This is a genomic window from Candidatus Enterococcus wittei (assembly GCF_002140175.1).
Taxonomy (GTDB): Bacteria; Bacillota; Bacilli; order Lactobacillales; family Enterococcaceae; genus Enterococcus_B; species Enterococcus_B wittei.
Genome location: NZ_NGMO01000001.1, coordinates 304,599 through 320,574 on the forward strand (window position 1 = coordinate 304,599; position 15,976 = coordinate 320,574).

A 15,976-nucleotide genomic window follows, 5' to 3' on the forward strand; every position below is an offset into this window, starting at 1 on the left:
CTTTTTTTCCTGTTTTGAAAGCTCTTCAATCACCTTCGCTCCAAAATATCCTTTAATCGAATGAGCCATTTTACGTTGGTCAGTAGAAAATATCTGTAACGTATCATTGATTGTTTCTCTATGAGAACGCTTGGCTGTTTGCCTGACTTGCATACTTATTTCTTTACTGATCTTCCCTTCTGTTCGTACGATTATTTTATCGAATTGTTTTGATAATTCATTAAATAATTCTTCCAATGGTTCTTTCATGTATGATTATCCTCCATTTTTTTGATTGCGTGTCTATAAGATTGCTTTGTTTCTTCTATTCTTTGAAGAATGTTTTTTTGTTTCTCCAATAAGATCCGCTGGTAGGATACTTCTTGTTGTCGTAATTCGTATCGTGCCTGCTGAAAGTTTTCTACAGTTAGTCCTCTATTTTTATAAAGAAATCTTAGTCTTTGGTCTGCTTCCCAGGCTAAACGCTCTCCAAATTTCTTGAAACGGAGTAAGTGATCCATCTGCTCTTCTAGCTTTTGACATTCTCTTTGGTAGTTCGGTCTTAAATCATCTACTGACATTTCCTTCCTCCTATCTTTTTATTTGAAGAGCAAGCGCATGATCTTGCTGAAGAAGATGATTGATTTTTGTTTGGATTTCTTTTGCTAATAAGTCAAATTGCTTCACAATCTCTTTTGCTTGCCCGATCCGTTGTTTAAAAATTTTTTTAGGAGAATCCACTAGATAAACTCTTGTTGCACCAGCACTAGCTAAAATCTCCAATAGTTCAGTTTCACTCAAAGAAGGTGCTGTCTGGCGAGCTCGTGACAAAGTTTCTTGCCAATTCTTTTCTAGATCATAGATCGCTTTTTTATTGATGGAAATCACTTGATCCATCGCATGATTGATATGTTTAGATATGGATTGGACCACCAGATCTGCTTGTGTATCTTCTAAATAGATTTTTTCATTATGAGATAATTCGCCCATGCTCGTAGATAGCTTTTTTCGCAAGCTATCTATTTCTAATTGTCGCTTTGCATAGAACACCCTTATTTGATTGGTTTGTCTTCGGTGATATGCTTCTAAGTTGTCGACTTTTTCAGGAATAATCAACGTGCCACTTTGATCGAATTTCCATGTATTTAACCCATGGGCTTTCCATAAATCTTCCCATTTGTTTCCCATATGTATCCGGATTTCTGCGTTTGTTTGGTTCCCTCCAAAGTTTCCTAGAATATCTAGCTTATTGCGATAATTGGTCAACATCCCAGGATTTTCCTTTACCCATTTTTTTGCTTCAACTGAAAGAAGGTCATACGGATCAGGACTATTAAATCCCACGCTCTCCCATTGGTTTTCAGCTGCTACATAAAGAGCTAAAAATCCCCCTAAAGAGTGTCCTGTTGTGGAAATCGTTGAATGAGGATATTTCTTTTTCACTTCGTTAGAAAAAAGCCTTGCAGCATCCACTTGTCCGGCTGTTTTTAACCCAGTGACAGAGAGTAATAAATGATTGAATTCTTTTTCAGAAAGAGTAGCAAATGGGCGATTTCCATAAGCATTGATGATACTACGTACATTAGTTTCTAAATCTTTTAGATCACGACTATTGGTTCCTGCATAAGCAATTACGATATGGGAAAGATCTACCTCAGTATCGTTGTCAACTGAAGCAACAGCTACTGCTTGTAGACCTGTTGAATTTTCCATTAATTTCAAAATCTTGAATTCTTTCGTATCCATTTGCCAACTACTGTTTTCTTTAAATTCAGAAGAAAAATTTTTGTGTTTTGGGTCAATCAAATATACCCGATCACTTAGAAAACTATACTCTTCATCCTTAAACACTAGATTTCTTCCACCGTATGATCCGAATAAGTCACTTTAATTTTACTTCTAGTTATCCCTACTTTTTGAACTACCCTGTCATGGATCGAATAAACCTTGATTTTATTATGTGCTGTTTGAAATCCATAATTAAAAAAAACTTTACTTCCTTGAGTATTGACCATCTCTGCAGCCATAGTGTAATATCCGGTCATATTGTTATGTATTGTCTGCTCAATTTTCACTTCTTTGATATCAGCGAAAGTATTCTTTAAAGCTTTAACGGATTGTCTTTCTGCTTTTATCTGTTCTTGTTGCTTATTTTCTGCTCGCTTCTCCATATACACCTTTCCCCCAATTCCCACTGATAATAATATAACTACTAATATACCAACTACTAACCATTTTTTTCTGATCATCGTTGTCTCCTTTTTGATAATTTCTAGTAAAACTGCTAATATTCTCAATGTGTTTAGACCATACTACTATCGTTTGCTTTCACTATAAAATATGCTGAATGCGTCTTTTTTTATCAAATTATAAAAAAAAACGAATGCTCGATAATTGTTCTTACCCAATCCTCGATAATTCGTTAGCTAAAGTTCCAGTCTTTTCCCCTGATATAAAACTATTCCATATGGAGATTAAGACATATGCTGATTTAAGCAATAAGGGGTAGGGGTACATCAATGAATGATTTTCTTTGTTTTTGCGAAAAGTATTTTTACTGAAGTGTTTTGATTAAAATCAAACAAAGATTCTATTCATCCTATAATGTCGGAAATACTTCTAATTCTAAGAACCCAAGGGAATGATAAAACTGATTTGTTTGATCATAACTTTGATAACGCCCCTTATTGACCGTTTTTACTTGTAATAATTGATACCGTGTTTGACAATACGCCTCTAATTCACTGACTAATCCCCACCCCTTGTCAATGATAGGTTTTTTTGATCTTCATACAGTAAATCTCTCCAGTGGCTTGACTTGTTTCTTTTAAACTAATAAAACTGACTGGAATCAAGTCTTCTTTCCAGTACCATAACGGATATTGCTGACACTGCTCCACATATTCTTCGGTTGCTTTTGGTAATCCAAACCATTCAGATGACTCTGCTAATACCTCTTTTACTATTTTCTGTTTATGCTCATTGTTTATTTAAAAAACAATAGGCATCCGTTCCTTGCTATTTACCTAAACTTAAACCAAATTTTCGCTTTTTTTAACAACTATAATCCGTCTAGAAAACATTCAAAAGAATGCTTAAAGTTATCGTTTATAAGAAAAATCAAAAAGGCTAGCCACATTTTTTTATTTTCTAGTTAAATTAGTTTCTCCACTTTCCCCGAGTTACATTGAAGTATGATCTTGCCTTTTCTATTCGCTTGATAAAGCATAATTAATGCTTCTTTATACTCTGTAAGTGGATAACTACTTGCTGGTTCAGGTAGTTGCCACACACCACTTTTTAGATACGTAAAGACGGAAGCAAACGCTTGTTGCCATGCTTCAATCGATACGGAGTCAATCCAATGACGTAAATGAAACAATTCCGCTGAGATGGGCAGAGTCGTTTGAAGCAGTCGCCAATCCACTTGCTCCCCTGAAAGCAGTCCAATCGTTCTGAATATCCCATCTTTCTGAACACAATGAGCTAACATCGTTCCTTCTTCTCCACCAATCGAATCGACAGCACCCTCGACCCCTATCCCATTTGTAAGTGCCATGACCATGTCTCTTACATTTTCATTTGTCGAGTTGATAATAAAGAAAGCACCTAATTCTTCCAGTGGGAATCGGTCTTTTTCATCTCTAATCACAGAGATCACCTTAAAGTCTAATATCTTTGAAAGTTGTACCAGCGATTTTCCTATCGAAGAATTACTGGCATTGACTAGCAAATAACTACCTTTTTTCAAAGAAAATACTTCGGTACACAATACCCAGGCAGTAATTGGATTGATGTAACATTGGCTTGCAGTCCTATCATTGATTTCATCTGGCACTTGGATCGCATATTCAGATCTCGTAATGACAAATTCTTGCCATGTTCCTTCTCCCCTCAGTGGCAATACTCTTTTACCAATCAAATGGGTATCATTCTCGTCACAAACTTTTCTTACGATTCCTACACCTTCATAACCAAGCAAGCTAGGTAAAGGGGTACGATGCGCATAAGCGCCTGTTACGGGAATTAAATCAGAAGGATTAATCGGTGCGACAATCATTTCAACCAAAATCTCTCCTTCCAGAAGATTCCTTGGTTGCCTTTCTCGAATTTTGATCACTTCTTCTGGGCGACCAAATGAATCAATATATAACTGCTTTCCCACCATATGCGCTCTCCTTAACCTAATTTGATATTTTATTCAATAATGCTTCATTGATTGAGCAATCGTCTAATCGTAAAAAATGATAGAACTGTCTTTTCAAAAATAAAGAAGTCCTGTTTTATACAAAGTATCACTAAATAGTTTGATTAATTAATCAATAATATTTATCAATTTAATCATAAAACGTCCAGTTAAATCATAGCATGCTGTTTATTATTTATCTAGAAAGGCTCAGTAAAAAAGCAAAGAAGCTGAATCATTTCTCAGTAAATAAGGCTGGTACGGCGATGATTTGAGCCTCAAGACAAGATACTTTTAATTAGTTTTCTATTATTGATTTTAGTTTCACACCCTAGAGATGGTTTTCAAACGTCATTTAATCCATTTTAAGCGGTTCAGACCTACTTCATTACCACTTCTTGTTATTAAATCAAATCCGTCCACTAGCAATTCATCTATAAAATAGTCAATTTCTATGAACATTGACTACTTCTTTTTGTACTTTCAAACTTTTAGCTTTTATTCATTTTTCCAACTAATTGATGTACAAATCTTACCTTTAATAAAGAAGCTAGGACGGAAGTGTTAAGCTCCGAGAAATAAGAAGGAATTAAAGAAAATTGCTTTTCAAATTTTTGTGAATTTCAGCTTATTTCCGAACAATCCTCTTCTGTTTCCGCCGTTTATACGCATTTATAGCATGAGACAAAATTATTCTTGATTTTTGTCTCACGCTCCACCAATAGTTTAAAAGTTCTCTTCATTAACATCATTTGGCAAAGAGCCAAAACTTTGTAAAACAAAAAAACCCTCTACCAACTTTTTCTAAAAGTTGATGAAAGAGTTCTAAATTTCTATCTTTATTTGTATGGCAACTATTCAGAAATCCTCTCATTCGTTACAAAGCCACAAAAGACTTGGACTACTTGCTAAACGAGTGAAATGTGCTATTAATTCATTGTTTTCCCTATCGAATCCCCAAAGCAATCCGTGCATAGCGGCTCATTTTATCGGTCGTCCATGCTGGATACCAAACGAGTTTCACTTCTGCTTTAGATACTTCTGGTACTTCTTTTAACGCATCGTGGATCGACTCTGTTAAAATATCAGCTAAAGGACAGCCCATAGTCGTCAAGGTCATCTTGATGACTGTTTCACCATTTTCTGGGTTGAATTCTACTTCATAGATTAGACCTAGGTTAACGATATCTATGCCTAGTTCTGGGTCGATCACCATTTCTAAAGCGGTGAGAATTCGCTCTTTGATTTCTTCGACTTCTTCTGCAGACCATTGTTGGTTTGCTTCACTCATGTGTTGCACTCTCCTTCTCACGATTTTTGTTCATCATACTCTTTTTTCGTTTATTTGTAAATGTCACTTAATAGTACTTTTAGAAATCAAGTTAAGTGATTTTTGATTGATTTTTATTTGTGGCTTTTACGTGAAGACTGCTTTATCTCAGGAAATGTACCTGTTGAACGATAAATATTTTGTTCATTTTCATTGGCAAATCGTCCGAAAACAGAGTGTGTAGGTAAAATATTGATAAAGGCATCCTCATCAATTTCATGAACGATCTGATCCAGATCATACATTTCATAACGCGTGATGACCATCATGATCATTTTTCCTTCTTGTTTTGAGTAGCCCCCAACAGAAGGCAGCAAGGTCATCCCCCGCACCATTCTTTGAGAAATCGCTGTTGTCACTTCTTCTGGCTTCACTGTGACGATCATAGCGGTGACTTTTTGATGACTTGTATGGATCGCATCAATCACTTGGGTCATAGCATAGATGGAAATGATCGTATACAATGCACTTTCCCAATTAAATAGAAAGCCTGCTGCAACAACAATAATCCCGTTTAGAATCAACATATAGTTTCCTACAGTCTTTCCTGTTGTCTGGGAAAGAACTAAAGAAATGATATCCATCCCTCCAGTTGTAAAGCCCATTTTTAGAGAGATCCCAACTCCTACACCTAGCAATACGCCACCTACCAAGGCATTCATCAAGATATTATCTGTGACTTGTCCTGTAGGAAGTATGGTAGTCATGAGCGAGACACAGACCACGTTGACAAAGCTCAGCAATGTCGCTCTTTTTCCAACTTTTAAAAAACCTAGAACAAATACAGGGATATTTAAAAGAAAGATAAATGTACCTGTATCAGCTTTTATATGAAACCATTCATATAGTAATGACGCAATGATCTGCGCAATCCCATTCATACCTGCAGAAAAAACATTGGCAGGAATCAAGAAATAATTCAATGCTACCGCTGCAGATAGCCCGGTCAGCAAAATGACCACTATTTTCTTTAAATTTTCGTTTCTTTGATAGACAGTCATGAATCTGCTCATAAGCACCGCTCCTTTTCAAGTTTATTCCAAGAGTAAGAATAACAGGTTCTTTCAGAAAATAAAATACCTCGCTCCTAAATGAGAAGAATTTTAGCAAATACCGCTAAAAAGAACCTCTGCTATGCTACAATATAAGAAAATAAACGATGAACAAGGAGGCTATTATGGCAAAAGATGCAAGTTTTGATATTATTTCAGAAGTTTCAACTGAAGAAGTAAAAAATGCTATTCAGCAAACAACCAAAGAATTAACAAACCGATTTGATTTCAAGGACTCAACGGTTGATATCAAGCTGGAGAATCACAAATTAGTGATCGTCAGTGATGATGATTTTAAAATTGAACAAATCAAAGATGTGTTATTTGGCAAATTAAACAAACGCAACGTTCCAATCAAAAATATCCATTTTTCTGAAACAGAACATGCCTTGGGCGGAAAGGCTAGACAATCCGCAGATTTAGTGAATGGGATTGATCGTGATAATGCCAAAAAGATCACTACAGCGATCAAAAATGAAAAGTTGAAAGTCAAAACACAAATTCAAGAAGATCAGATACGTGTCACTGGTAAAAACCGTGATGATCTCCAAGCTGTCATTTCTCTATTGAGAAAAATCGATTTACCAATTGAATTACAATTTACAAACTATCGTTAAAAAAATAGATAGTTTGGTTACCTCGTGATTGAAACAATCGAGAACCTCACCTACTAAAAAGATGCCGAAGAATCCGTAATAAATAGTGGTTAAACCTCAAAAAGAGCTCTACGGCTGAGCTGCTGCTGGCCGTTACACTAAACTATTTATTAGATTCTTCGGCTTATTCTTAAGCAAAAAAGGATGAAACATTTTTATCCCTTTTCTCTTTCTTGCCAAAATGTGTGGATATTTGCTGTCAATGCATCTAGTGAGCGTACTTCTTTTGCATGCTGCCAATGAGGCGGGAAAAGTTGACGATAAGCTGGCGACGAGAAACGGCGATCAGCTAAAACGATGATCCCTTGATCGTCCATATCTCGTATCACACGACCGGCAGCTTGTAAAACTTTATTCATTCCTGGTAATTGATAAGCATAAGCAAATCCTAAATTCTCTTTCTCATCATAATACTCTTTGATCAATTCTTGCTCATGATTCATCTGTGGTAATCCGACACCTACGATCATACTCCCGATTAGTCGGGAGCCTCGTAAATCGATTCCTTCAGAGAATATCCCTCCGAGCACACAAAACCCCACGAGTGTTTCTTTTGGTTCACTTTTAAATTCTGCTAAAAATGCTTCACGTTCTTTTTCATCCATATTCGTCTGTTGGATTATTTTTTGGATCTCTGGATGTTTTTGTTCAAATACTTCTACCACTTGATCTAAATACTGATAAGACGGAAAGAAGATCATATAATTCCCTTTTTTCTCATGAATAAAATGATCAATAGTTTCGACTATTTGTGGAATACTTTGTTCTCTTTTTTGATAAGTCGTTTCAATATAATTAGCAATCAATACTTGTTGATTTTTTTCTGGAAATGGACTTGGTAATCGGTAAGCTAGACTATCTTTTCCACCTAGTGTTTCTTGATAATAAGAAAGCGGCGAAAAACTAGCAGAAAACAAAATACTGCTTCGTGCTTTATTTAATGACTGCTCTAAAAATAAACTGGGGTCGATACAAAATTCTTTGATCACTAAATCATGGTAACTCTTCTCAATTGTGGTTTCATAATGGTCATCGTAGAATTCACTGATTTTCAGGAAATGGAGCAATTCAAAATAATACGGTAACACTTGTTCCTGTACCGGATGTTCTGGAAACTCTGCTAGCCATTCTTGAATAAATTCTCCTAGTTGAAATCCTGCTTTAATCAATGATTCTGCCGGTGCTTTCTGATGATGATACGTCCAATCTTCTTCAATGGAGATTTTTTGGATCTCATCAAACACTTTTAGCAGACGATTCCAACGTCTTCTAAGTTTTTTAAATTCTTTAGGGATCAGCGCATAGACTTTACGAGACTTTTCATAGGAAAGCGTGGCAGAATACATTTCTTTCGACCGATTGACTAAATTATGGGCTTCATCAATCAGAAAAATATGCTCTTCATTCTTTTCTTCTTCAAAAAATCGTCTCAGATAGACAGTCGGATCGAATAAATAATTATAATCTCCGATAATCACATCACACCATAGACTGACATCTAATGATAGTTCAAAAGGACAAAGTGTATGTTTCTTCGCATAAGTTTCGATAACCTCTCTGGTAATCTGATTTTCATGATTCAGTAGATCCCATAATCCTTCATTTATACGATTGTAATAACCGTTAGCATAGGGACATTGGTCAGGATTACACGTTGTTTCGTCCAAAAAGCAGATTTTATCCTTCGCTGTAAGAGTCACACTTTTCGTTTGTGCTCCTACATCGTTCAAGGCAACTAACGCATCTTCCGCCACTTGTCGCGTAATCGTTTTAGCTGTTAAATAAAAAATTCGTTCCCCTTCATCTTCTCCGATTGCTTTCAATGCTGGAAATAGTGTGGAGATCGTTTTACCTGTACCTGTGGGTGCTTCTGCAAAAAGCTTTTGTTTTGTACGGATTGTTTTATAAGCTGCAACGGCTAGTTCTCTTTGCCCTTTCCGATACTCATCATATGGGAATTTTAGTGCCATCAATGAAGCATTGCGAACGGTTCGCCAATTTTCTTGGAATATCAACCATTCCTGATAATCTTCGGTCAATTTTTTAAAAAATGATACCAATTCTTCACGAGTTTGGTGTTCCACTTTTCGGGTAACGATTTCTTCTGTTGTCTGGAAATAGGTCAATTGTAAGTTGATTTCTTCTAGGTTATGTTCTTGGCTATAGATATAGGCGTAAACTCTTGCTTGATGGAAAAACAATTCGACTTGTTCTGGTTCTAAATCTTCAAACCGCGGTTCCGAAGTTTTGATCTCATCAATGTAATAGATTCCTTCACGTTGAAAAATACCGTCTGCTCTACCTTCAATCAATAATTCGAACGTATCCAGCTGGACTTTTGTTTGGAGAAAAACTTCTTTCTGATATTCTTCGCCTGCTTCTTTTTGAATCTTTCGATGGATCTTTGCACCTTCAAGGGCTGTATGGTTACTTTTCCTTCGATTGTCGATACTTCCACGTCTTAAAATAAACTCGACTAAGTGTCGCACAGAGATTCTTGACTGTTTCACCACCCTGCCCCCTTTCTCTACTAGAGTACCCCAAAAAAGAAGTTTCGAAAAGCACAAAAATACCCTGCTTTTTAAGCAGGGAAATAGGATATAGGATTTTTGGATGGGTTCACTCTAACAATTCTATATGAAAAAACAATGAAAGATTGCTTTCCTTACATTTAAAATATTTAAACACTTTTCATATAATCTGATAATTCAGAAATGTAAAGGTTTCAAGTAGCCTTTTTGTTTCTATAGAATGTTTGCGTTATACTACTAGTGAATGGAAAACCAAGCAATCATTTTTTTAGATGGAGGTTACTTTATGCATATTGAACAATTAAAAACTGGCACCATTGAGGAAAACTGTTATCTTGTTTACAACGATGAAGCTTTATTGATTATCGATCCTGGAGCAGATGCAGCGATGATCGAAGAACAAATCACAAAAACGAACCAACAACCGGTGGCCATTTTATTGACGCACACTCATTACGACCACATTGGTGCAGTAGAAGCATTGCGTCATAAATACCAAGTACCAGTCTATGTCAGTCCTTTAGAGCAAGAATGGTTAGGCGATCCAGTTTTAAATCTATCTGGATTAGGTCGTCATGACGACATGGAGGATATTATCGTCTCCCCTGCAGAGTATGAATTTGAAATGAAAAGGTATCGCTTGGGAGATATCGAATTTGAAGTCGTTCCAACACCTGGCCATTCGATTGGTAGCGTAAGCTTTGTTTTTGACGATTTTGTTGTGGCTGGCGATGCTCTTTTCCAAGGCAGTATCGGCAGAACAGATCTATACACAGGTAACTTGGAACAACTGCTCCATAGTATCCAAACCCAATTATTTGTTTTGCCCGATGAATTTGTTGTTTATCCTGGTCATGGCGAGGCAACCACGATTGAACACGAGAAAAAAACCAATCCATTTTTCAATGTTTAACTAAAATGAAGGAGGTCATTTCATATGACTGATACAACTCTCTATATTGTTCGTCACGGTAAAACAATGTTCAACACCATCGAACGCGTACAAGGGTGGTGTGATACCCCATTAACCAAACAAGGTCAAGAAGGAATCCATTTTTTAGGAAAAGGATTAAAAGATATCGATTTTGCCCATGCTTATTCAAGTGACAGCGGTCGTGCTATTGAGACCACACGAATTATTTTAAGTGAACACGAAAAAGGAAAAGAAATACCTTACTTCATCGATCAACGAATTCGTGAATGGTGTTTCGGATCACTAGAAGGTGGCTATGATATGGAAATGTGGGGCGTCATCCCTCGCGTATTGAATTTCCAGACATATGATGAAATGTTTACCACCGACGTTACATTTGAACAAATTGCTAATGCAATCTATCAAACAGATACCGCTGGATGGGCGGAAACTTATGAGCAGTTAAAGCATCGAGTCTGGACAGGATTTGAAGATATTGCACATCAATGTGAAAAGAATCATGGCGGAAATGTCTTGGTTGTTTCCCATGGCTTGACCATCGCCTTTTTATTAAGCTTAATCGATCCAGCACAACCCGTTCGAGCTGGCTTATTAAATGGCAGTGTAACGAAAGTCAACTATAAAAATGGCCGCTTTACTATCCAAGGAATCAACGACACCAGTTATATCGAACAAGGAAAACAACAAACAAGAAAATCGTATCTGTAATAAGAACCCGTTCGAGTAGTATTTTATTTCTTGTTACAAAACTGAGGTGAATCAGATAATTCCTGAGCTTTTATCTGATGACGACTCAAGACCAAGGGATCAACTACTTAAACACTAATGATTGTAGTAGCAATAATCAGTTGTGTACTGTGACATCCCTCCTTACACACACTGAATACCCACACTATATAGATATAGATATAGATATTACTTCTATGGTTTAGTAGGTCCTGATTATAAATTCATAGGAATAATGTAAATCATCTAATATGATTTGGCTATTTTCGTCTAGGTCTATTTAACTTCATCTAAAAAAGATTGGAACCTCTCGATTGTTCCAGTCTTTTTTATTCGCTCTTTTTTTATTTTTTCTTAACTTTAAGAAACAATTTGGTTTTAGAAACAATTAACGGTATACTAGATGATGTATTTTAGTTGGGAAGGAAGGAAATTATGTTTTTTGCAAATATTATAAAAGCAGCAATTCTGGGAATTATTGAAGGAATCACTGAATGGTTGCCAATTAGCAGTACTGGTCATTTGATTTTAGCTGATCAATTTATCAAGCTTGATGCCAGTTCACAATTTATGTCAATGTTCAATGTGGTTATCCAGTTAGGCGCCATCTTGGCTGTGGTCGTCTTGTATTTCCACAAATTAAACCCCTTTTCCCCAAGTAAGTCGAATATAGAGAAAAAAGACACTTGGGTATTATGGTCAAAAGTCTTAGTTGCTTGCATCCCTGCAGCAATCATTGGTTTGATTCTAGATGATTGGTTAGATGCACATTTTTATAAATTTTTACCGGTAGCTATTGTTTTGATTATTTATGGTATTGCATTTATTATTGTTGAAAAACGAAACAAGAATAAAACACCGCGTTGGTCTTCATTGAATGGATTGACTTATCAAGCAGCTATATTGATAGGTGCCTTTCAAGTATTGGCTTTGATTCCCGGAACTTCACGTTCAGGTGCAACCATTCTAGGTGCGATTATCATCGGTGCTTCTCGTTTTGTTGCAACAGAGTTCTCATTTTTCTTAGGTATCCCTGTTATGTTCGGTGCTAGTGGACTAAAAATCATCAAATATCTAGCAGATGGTAATAGCTTTCAAATGGAAGAAACAGTCATTCTCCTTGTAGGAACAGTCGTTTCCTTTGTTGTTTCTGTATTTGCTATCAAATTCTTATTGAATTATTTGAAGAAAAACGATTTTACCGTTTTCGGTTGGTATCGTATCATATTAGGTATCATATTGATTGGTTATTGGTTTATCGCCATGTAATCATTGAACTAGCTCAAAGAGGTGGACTTAAAGTCCCCTCTTTTTTTATGCAAAAAATACAATGGAGGATTCTCAAAAAATTCATTGGAGATTTTAAACATATATCTTTTTACTTTACCTGTCGTAGTAATTGATTTATAATTATTACGACAGATGAAGTAATTTTGTTAGGAGGCGGTCATGTGATCTCCAGTGATGGAATTCGAGGATACAATGATGCGATTATTTTATCGATTCTTTCTAAGGAAGATTCTTATGGTTATGACATTTCGAAACAAATCCGTGAAGGAACAGATTCACTTTACGTAATTAAAGAAACGACATTGTATTCTGCATTCACAAGGTTAGAAAAACAAGGACTGATTCGGTCATATCCTGGTGAAGTCACCCATGGAAAAAAGCGAACTTACTATCAAATCAGTGACGAAGGCAAGCTATTTTTAGAAGAAAAAAAGCAGGAATGGCAACAAACAAAAGTCGTTGTTGATCGTTTTCTACAAGGAGGAGAACAATGAAAATCATTCGTGATTACCTAGATACTTTATTTTTAAATATCCCCGATACGCCAGAAACAAAAAAAGCCAAAGAAGATTTATTAGCCATCATGGAAGACCACTATCATGAATTGATCCAACAAGGAAAAAGTGAACATGAAGCCATCGGTGCGGTTATCAGTGAATTTGGTTCAATTGATGAACTATTACAGGAACTTCAGCTTGCTCCTGATGTTGAGGTAGAACAAGATTGGTCAGATGCGATCGATTTAGAAGAAGCTACAAACTTTTGGCAACAAATCCGACATTTTTCTCTCTTTTTGTCATTAGGCATTGCTTTTTGTATTTCTTCCATTGGTATCTTCTTGTTTTTCGCCAACCATTTAAATAGTGGTGTTGGTTTACTTGTAATGTTCATGATGATTGCTCTCGGTGTAGGATTTATCATTACATCAAGTATGAATTACTCCAGTGCTGCCCGTAAATTAAATGATCGGCCCTTTTCCAAAGAAGTCAAGTTAGAAGCCAGTCGGCAACTTGAAGACTATGAAAAAAGTTTTCGCGTTGGGCTTGTATTAGGTATCGGCTTATGTATTGTATCAGTCACCCCATTTTTCTTGATGGATGCATTCCTTTACCTGACGAGTGGAACTGCACTTCTGATGTTTTTTGTATCAATTGCATTGGGGGTCTTCTTCATCGTCTATGTCAGCATCATTCATTCGTGGTTTTCAAAAATGGCGGAAGGAATTTATTTTGTCTCTGATGAGGATAAGCCTGGTCCTCGTGCTTCGCAATACATGTATGGTGAATCTTCGACAAAAATCCAGTTCATCAAATCCGTCTACTGGCCAGTGATCCTTGTGATTTATTTCTTATGGTCATTCATCTTTGAAAGTTGGGCTTACTCTTGGGTGATTTTCATCATCGGTGGTGTGGTGGAAGACCTCATCTTGAAAAAATATAAGTCAAACAAAGATAAATAATCAAACTTATTTGCCAACTTATAAGCCGAACAATCGACAAGAAAATAGTCGATTGTTCGGCTTATCTTATGCTCCATCTTAACTATGCCTTTTGATAATAACGAACTGATTGTTCAGTTACTCCCATCTTTAAGAGAGATCATCGAGTATTGAATAGATTTACACATGAACAAAAAAATAATTCAACTATCTTAACAAAAAATTTTTATTAGTTATTTCCTACATTATCCAAAATTTCAGGGTGCTTTAAAGCCTTTAATTCAGCTAATTGCTTGATGGTGGTTTTCGCTAGACAATCTGCTGCAGTATTACCAACGATTCCTGTATGTGATTTGACATTGATATAATAAATATCTAGGCGATTCTTATGAATAATCTCAGTAATTTCATTCGCCAATGGAGCGGGGATTTTTTTCATACTCCCACTATTCGTCGCAATTTTATCTAAACCATCAAAATCGTACACTAAAATAAATCTCCTGAAATCGTAAAAATCAACGACTAACTTCAGCGCGTATAGTAGCGCTTCCACTTCAGCAATCTTATTATTAGCCTCTTTTTTATTTCCTTTTGCAAATGTTGCAATAGTTCCTTCTTCCTCACAGATGATCACAGAAGAACTATATGTTTTTTCATCTTTTATATAAGACCCATCGGTATAGATAACTGGTAAATTTTTGCTTTCAAATGAGATGATTTGTTCTTTTGTTATATTTTTTTGGATAAACGTCAAACGCTCATTTAGCCACTCTGTTGCTTCTTTTTTGCTTTGGAATCCATCTTTTCCCCAACTATTCGGTATCCCTTTTAAATTTTCTTCATACTGATTTCTATCTGTAAATATACCCGTCTCTTTGCCAATGACTATGGCATGATATAGTTGTTCTTCTGTAGAAGACCTTACTTCTTTCTGCTCTTTTTTTACATTTGTGTTCTTTTGGTTAGCATTTTTTTGTTTATTCAACCAATTGGTTGCTATTTCAATGTTTCTAAAGCCACCCTGTCCTATCGCATTAGGATAGCCACTTAAATTTTTTTCATAACTATGTAAATCGATAAAAACTCCTGTTTGGAAACCTCTAACAACTACATATATCCCCTTCTTATTTTCTGGCGAAATTCCCTGCTTAGCTAACCATTCAACTGCTTGTTTTTTTGTTTTAAAACCTCCTTTTGCTTTAGCATTTTTATAGCCTTTTGTCGCTTCCATAAATGCAGCATGTGATTTCATCACACCTACTCTTCTGCCACGTACTACCGCATAATAGGTGATTTTCTTATTTTCAGCTGTAGGAGCTAAAGATAAAGTTTTAGTATCTTTTTGCACGATGATTTCATAGGGGAGATCACCTATCCATTCAATCGCTTTCTCAAATTCATTAAAGCCTTTTGTTACGGCACCTTTTGCTTGTTTTCTTTCTTTTATAAATGCCTCATAATCGTTATTAAAAAGAAAAGCTTTGTGATTTATGTATTTAATCACGTGAAATTTTTTCTTTGCCAAGATAACCCTTCCTATCCATTTTTTTAATTATTCTTATTACAATTAATTCTAACCTACTTCCCTCACTGAAAAAACAGCAATTTTTACTGAGCTAATCCCTATTTTCATTCCTTGTTTGTATTTGAAAAGTACTTATAATTGAAACATTTGCTAAAAGTAAATTAACTACAAAATCCAGAGACCTTTTGCAACTTATTGAAAAAGTGGTATGATTATTTTTTAGGAAAGTGAGGTTTTTTTATGGAGAGTTGGCTATTTTTAGGATTGATCATGCTCGTAGCGATTCTTGCAAAAAATCAAAGTTTAATGATTGCTACTGGATTTATTTT

Annotated in this window: 15 protein-coding genes and 1 pseudogene; 7 read left to right on the plus strand and 9 right to left on the minus strand. The window is 35.8% G+C overall.

The window, feature by feature from the left end; genetic code table 11:
• The 7 genes from A5844_RS14070 to A5844_RS01120 all read right to left on the minus strand — a co-directional run.
• A partial coding sequence (locus tag A5844_RS14070) for a hypothetical protein (RefSeq protein WP_179190509.1) occupies positions 1 to 249 on the minus strand: 249 nt, incomplete at its 3' end.
• Positions 246 to 560: a hypothetical protein gene (locus A5844_RS01085; RefSeq protein ID WP_086283227.1), complete on the minus strand. Its 315-nt coding sequence runs from the start codon at positions 558 to 560 to the stop codon at positions 246 to 248. The genes A5844_RS14070 and A5844_RS01085, both read right to left, overlap by 4 nt.
• Positions 561 to 570: 10 nt before the next feature.
• Complete coding sequence (locus A5844_RS01090; RefSeq protein WP_086283228.1) at positions 571 to 1,830, minus strand: lipase; 1,260 nt, start codon at positions 1,828 to 1,830, stop codon at positions 571 to 573.
• Entirely contained in the window at positions 1,830 to 2,228 is a 399-nt protein-coding gene (locus A5844_RS01095) for a hypothetical protein (RefSeq protein ID WP_086283229.1), read from the minus strand. Before A5844_RS01095 ends, A5844_RS01090 begins: the two co-directional genes overlap by 1 nt.
• 905 nt (positions 2,229 to 3,133) lie before the next feature.
• Entirely contained in the window at positions 3,134 to 4,147 is a 1,014-nt protein-coding gene (locus tag A5844_RS01105; RefSeq protein WP_244610831.1) for a zinc-dependent alcohol dehydrogenase family protein, read from the minus strand.
• A gap of 964 nt (positions 4,148 to 5,111) precedes the next feature.
• Entirely contained in the window at positions 5,112 to 5,456 is a 345-nt protein-coding gene (locus tag A5844_RS01115; protein ID WP_086283230.1) for a metal-sulfur cluster assembly factor, read from the minus strand.
• Positions 5,457 to 5,569: 113 nt separating this feature from the next.
• A complete protein-coding gene (locus A5844_RS01120) occupies positions 5,570 to 6,508 on the minus strand; it encodes a YitT family protein (RefSeq protein ID WP_086283231.1) in 939 nt (312 codons plus the stop codon).
• 164 nt (positions 6,509 to 6,672) lie between these two features.
• Here A5844_RS01120 and A5844_RS01125 point away from each other — a divergent pair, with 164 nt between their 5' ends.
• On the plus strand, positions 6,673 to 7,164 hold the full coding sequence (locus tag A5844_RS01125; protein ID WP_086283232.1) for a YajQ family cyclic di-GMP-binding protein: 492 nt from the start codon (positions 6,673 to 6,675) through the stop codon (positions 7,162 to 7,164).
• 194 nt (positions 7,165 to 7,358) lie between these two features.
• Here the strand turns inward: A5844_RS01125 and A5844_RS01130 are convergent, their stop codons facing one another.
• The gene (locus A5844_RS01130) at positions 7,359 to 9,716 is read right to left on the minus strand and encodes an ATP-dependent DNA helicase (RefSeq protein WP_086283233.1); all 2,358 of its coding nucleotides are present in this window, start codon (positions 9,714 to 9,716) and stop codon (positions 7,359 to 7,361) included.
• Between the two features lie 304 nt (positions 9,717 to 10,020).
• Here A5844_RS01130 and A5844_RS01135 point away from each other — a divergent pair, with 304 nt between their 5' ends.
• The 5 genes from A5844_RS01135 to A5844_RS01155 all read left to right on the plus strand — a co-directional run bounded on the left by A5844_RS01135 (position 10,021) and on the right by A5844_RS01155 (position 14,143).
• A complete protein-coding gene (locus A5844_RS01135) occupies positions 10,021 to 10,647 on the plus strand; it encodes an MBL fold metallo-hydrolase (RefSeq protein ID WP_086283234.1) in 627 nt (208 codons plus the stop codon).
• Positions 10,648 to 10,671: 24 nt separating this feature from the next.
• On the plus strand, positions 10,672 to 11,376 hold the full coding sequence (locus A5844_RS01140) for a histidine phosphatase family protein (protein WP_086283235.1): 705 nt from the start codon (positions 10,672 to 10,674) through the stop codon (positions 11,374 to 11,376).
• 453 nt (positions 11,377 to 11,829) lie between these two features.
• Entirely contained in the window at positions 11,830 to 12,663 is an 834-nt protein-coding gene (locus A5844_RS01145) for an undecaprenyl-diphosphate phosphatase (RefSeq protein WP_086283236.1), read from the plus strand.
• Positions 12,664 to 12,845: 182 nt separating this feature from the next.
• Entirely contained in the window at positions 12,846 to 13,178 is a 333-nt protein-coding gene (locus A5844_RS01150) for a PadR family transcriptional regulator (protein WP_086283237.1), read from the plus strand.
• Positions 13,175 to 14,143: a permease prefix domain 1-containing protein gene (locus A5844_RS01155; RefSeq protein ID WP_086283238.1), complete on the plus strand. Its 969-nt coding sequence runs from the start codon at positions 13,175 to 13,177 to the stop codon at positions 14,141 to 14,143. The genes A5844_RS01150 and A5844_RS01155 overlap by 4 nt, the downstream gene beginning before the upstream one ends.
• Positions 14,144 to 14,351: 208 nt before the next feature.
• On the opposite strand, the gene A5844_RS01160 is transcribed toward A5844_RS01155, so the two are convergent.
• Positions 14,352 to 15,647, minus strand: a complete 1,296-nt coding sequence (locus tag A5844_RS01160) for a ribonuclease H family protein (RefSeq protein ID WP_086283239.1) — start codon at positions 15,645 to 15,647, stop codon at positions 14,352 to 14,354.
• A gap of 240 nt (positions 15,648 to 15,887) precedes the next feature.
• On the opposite strand from A5844_RS01160, the pseudogene A5844_RS01165 reads away from it, so the two are divergent.
• A pseudogene (locus A5844_RS01165) lies at positions 15,888 to 15,976 on the plus strand (DUF441 domain-containing protein); the annotation flags it as partial.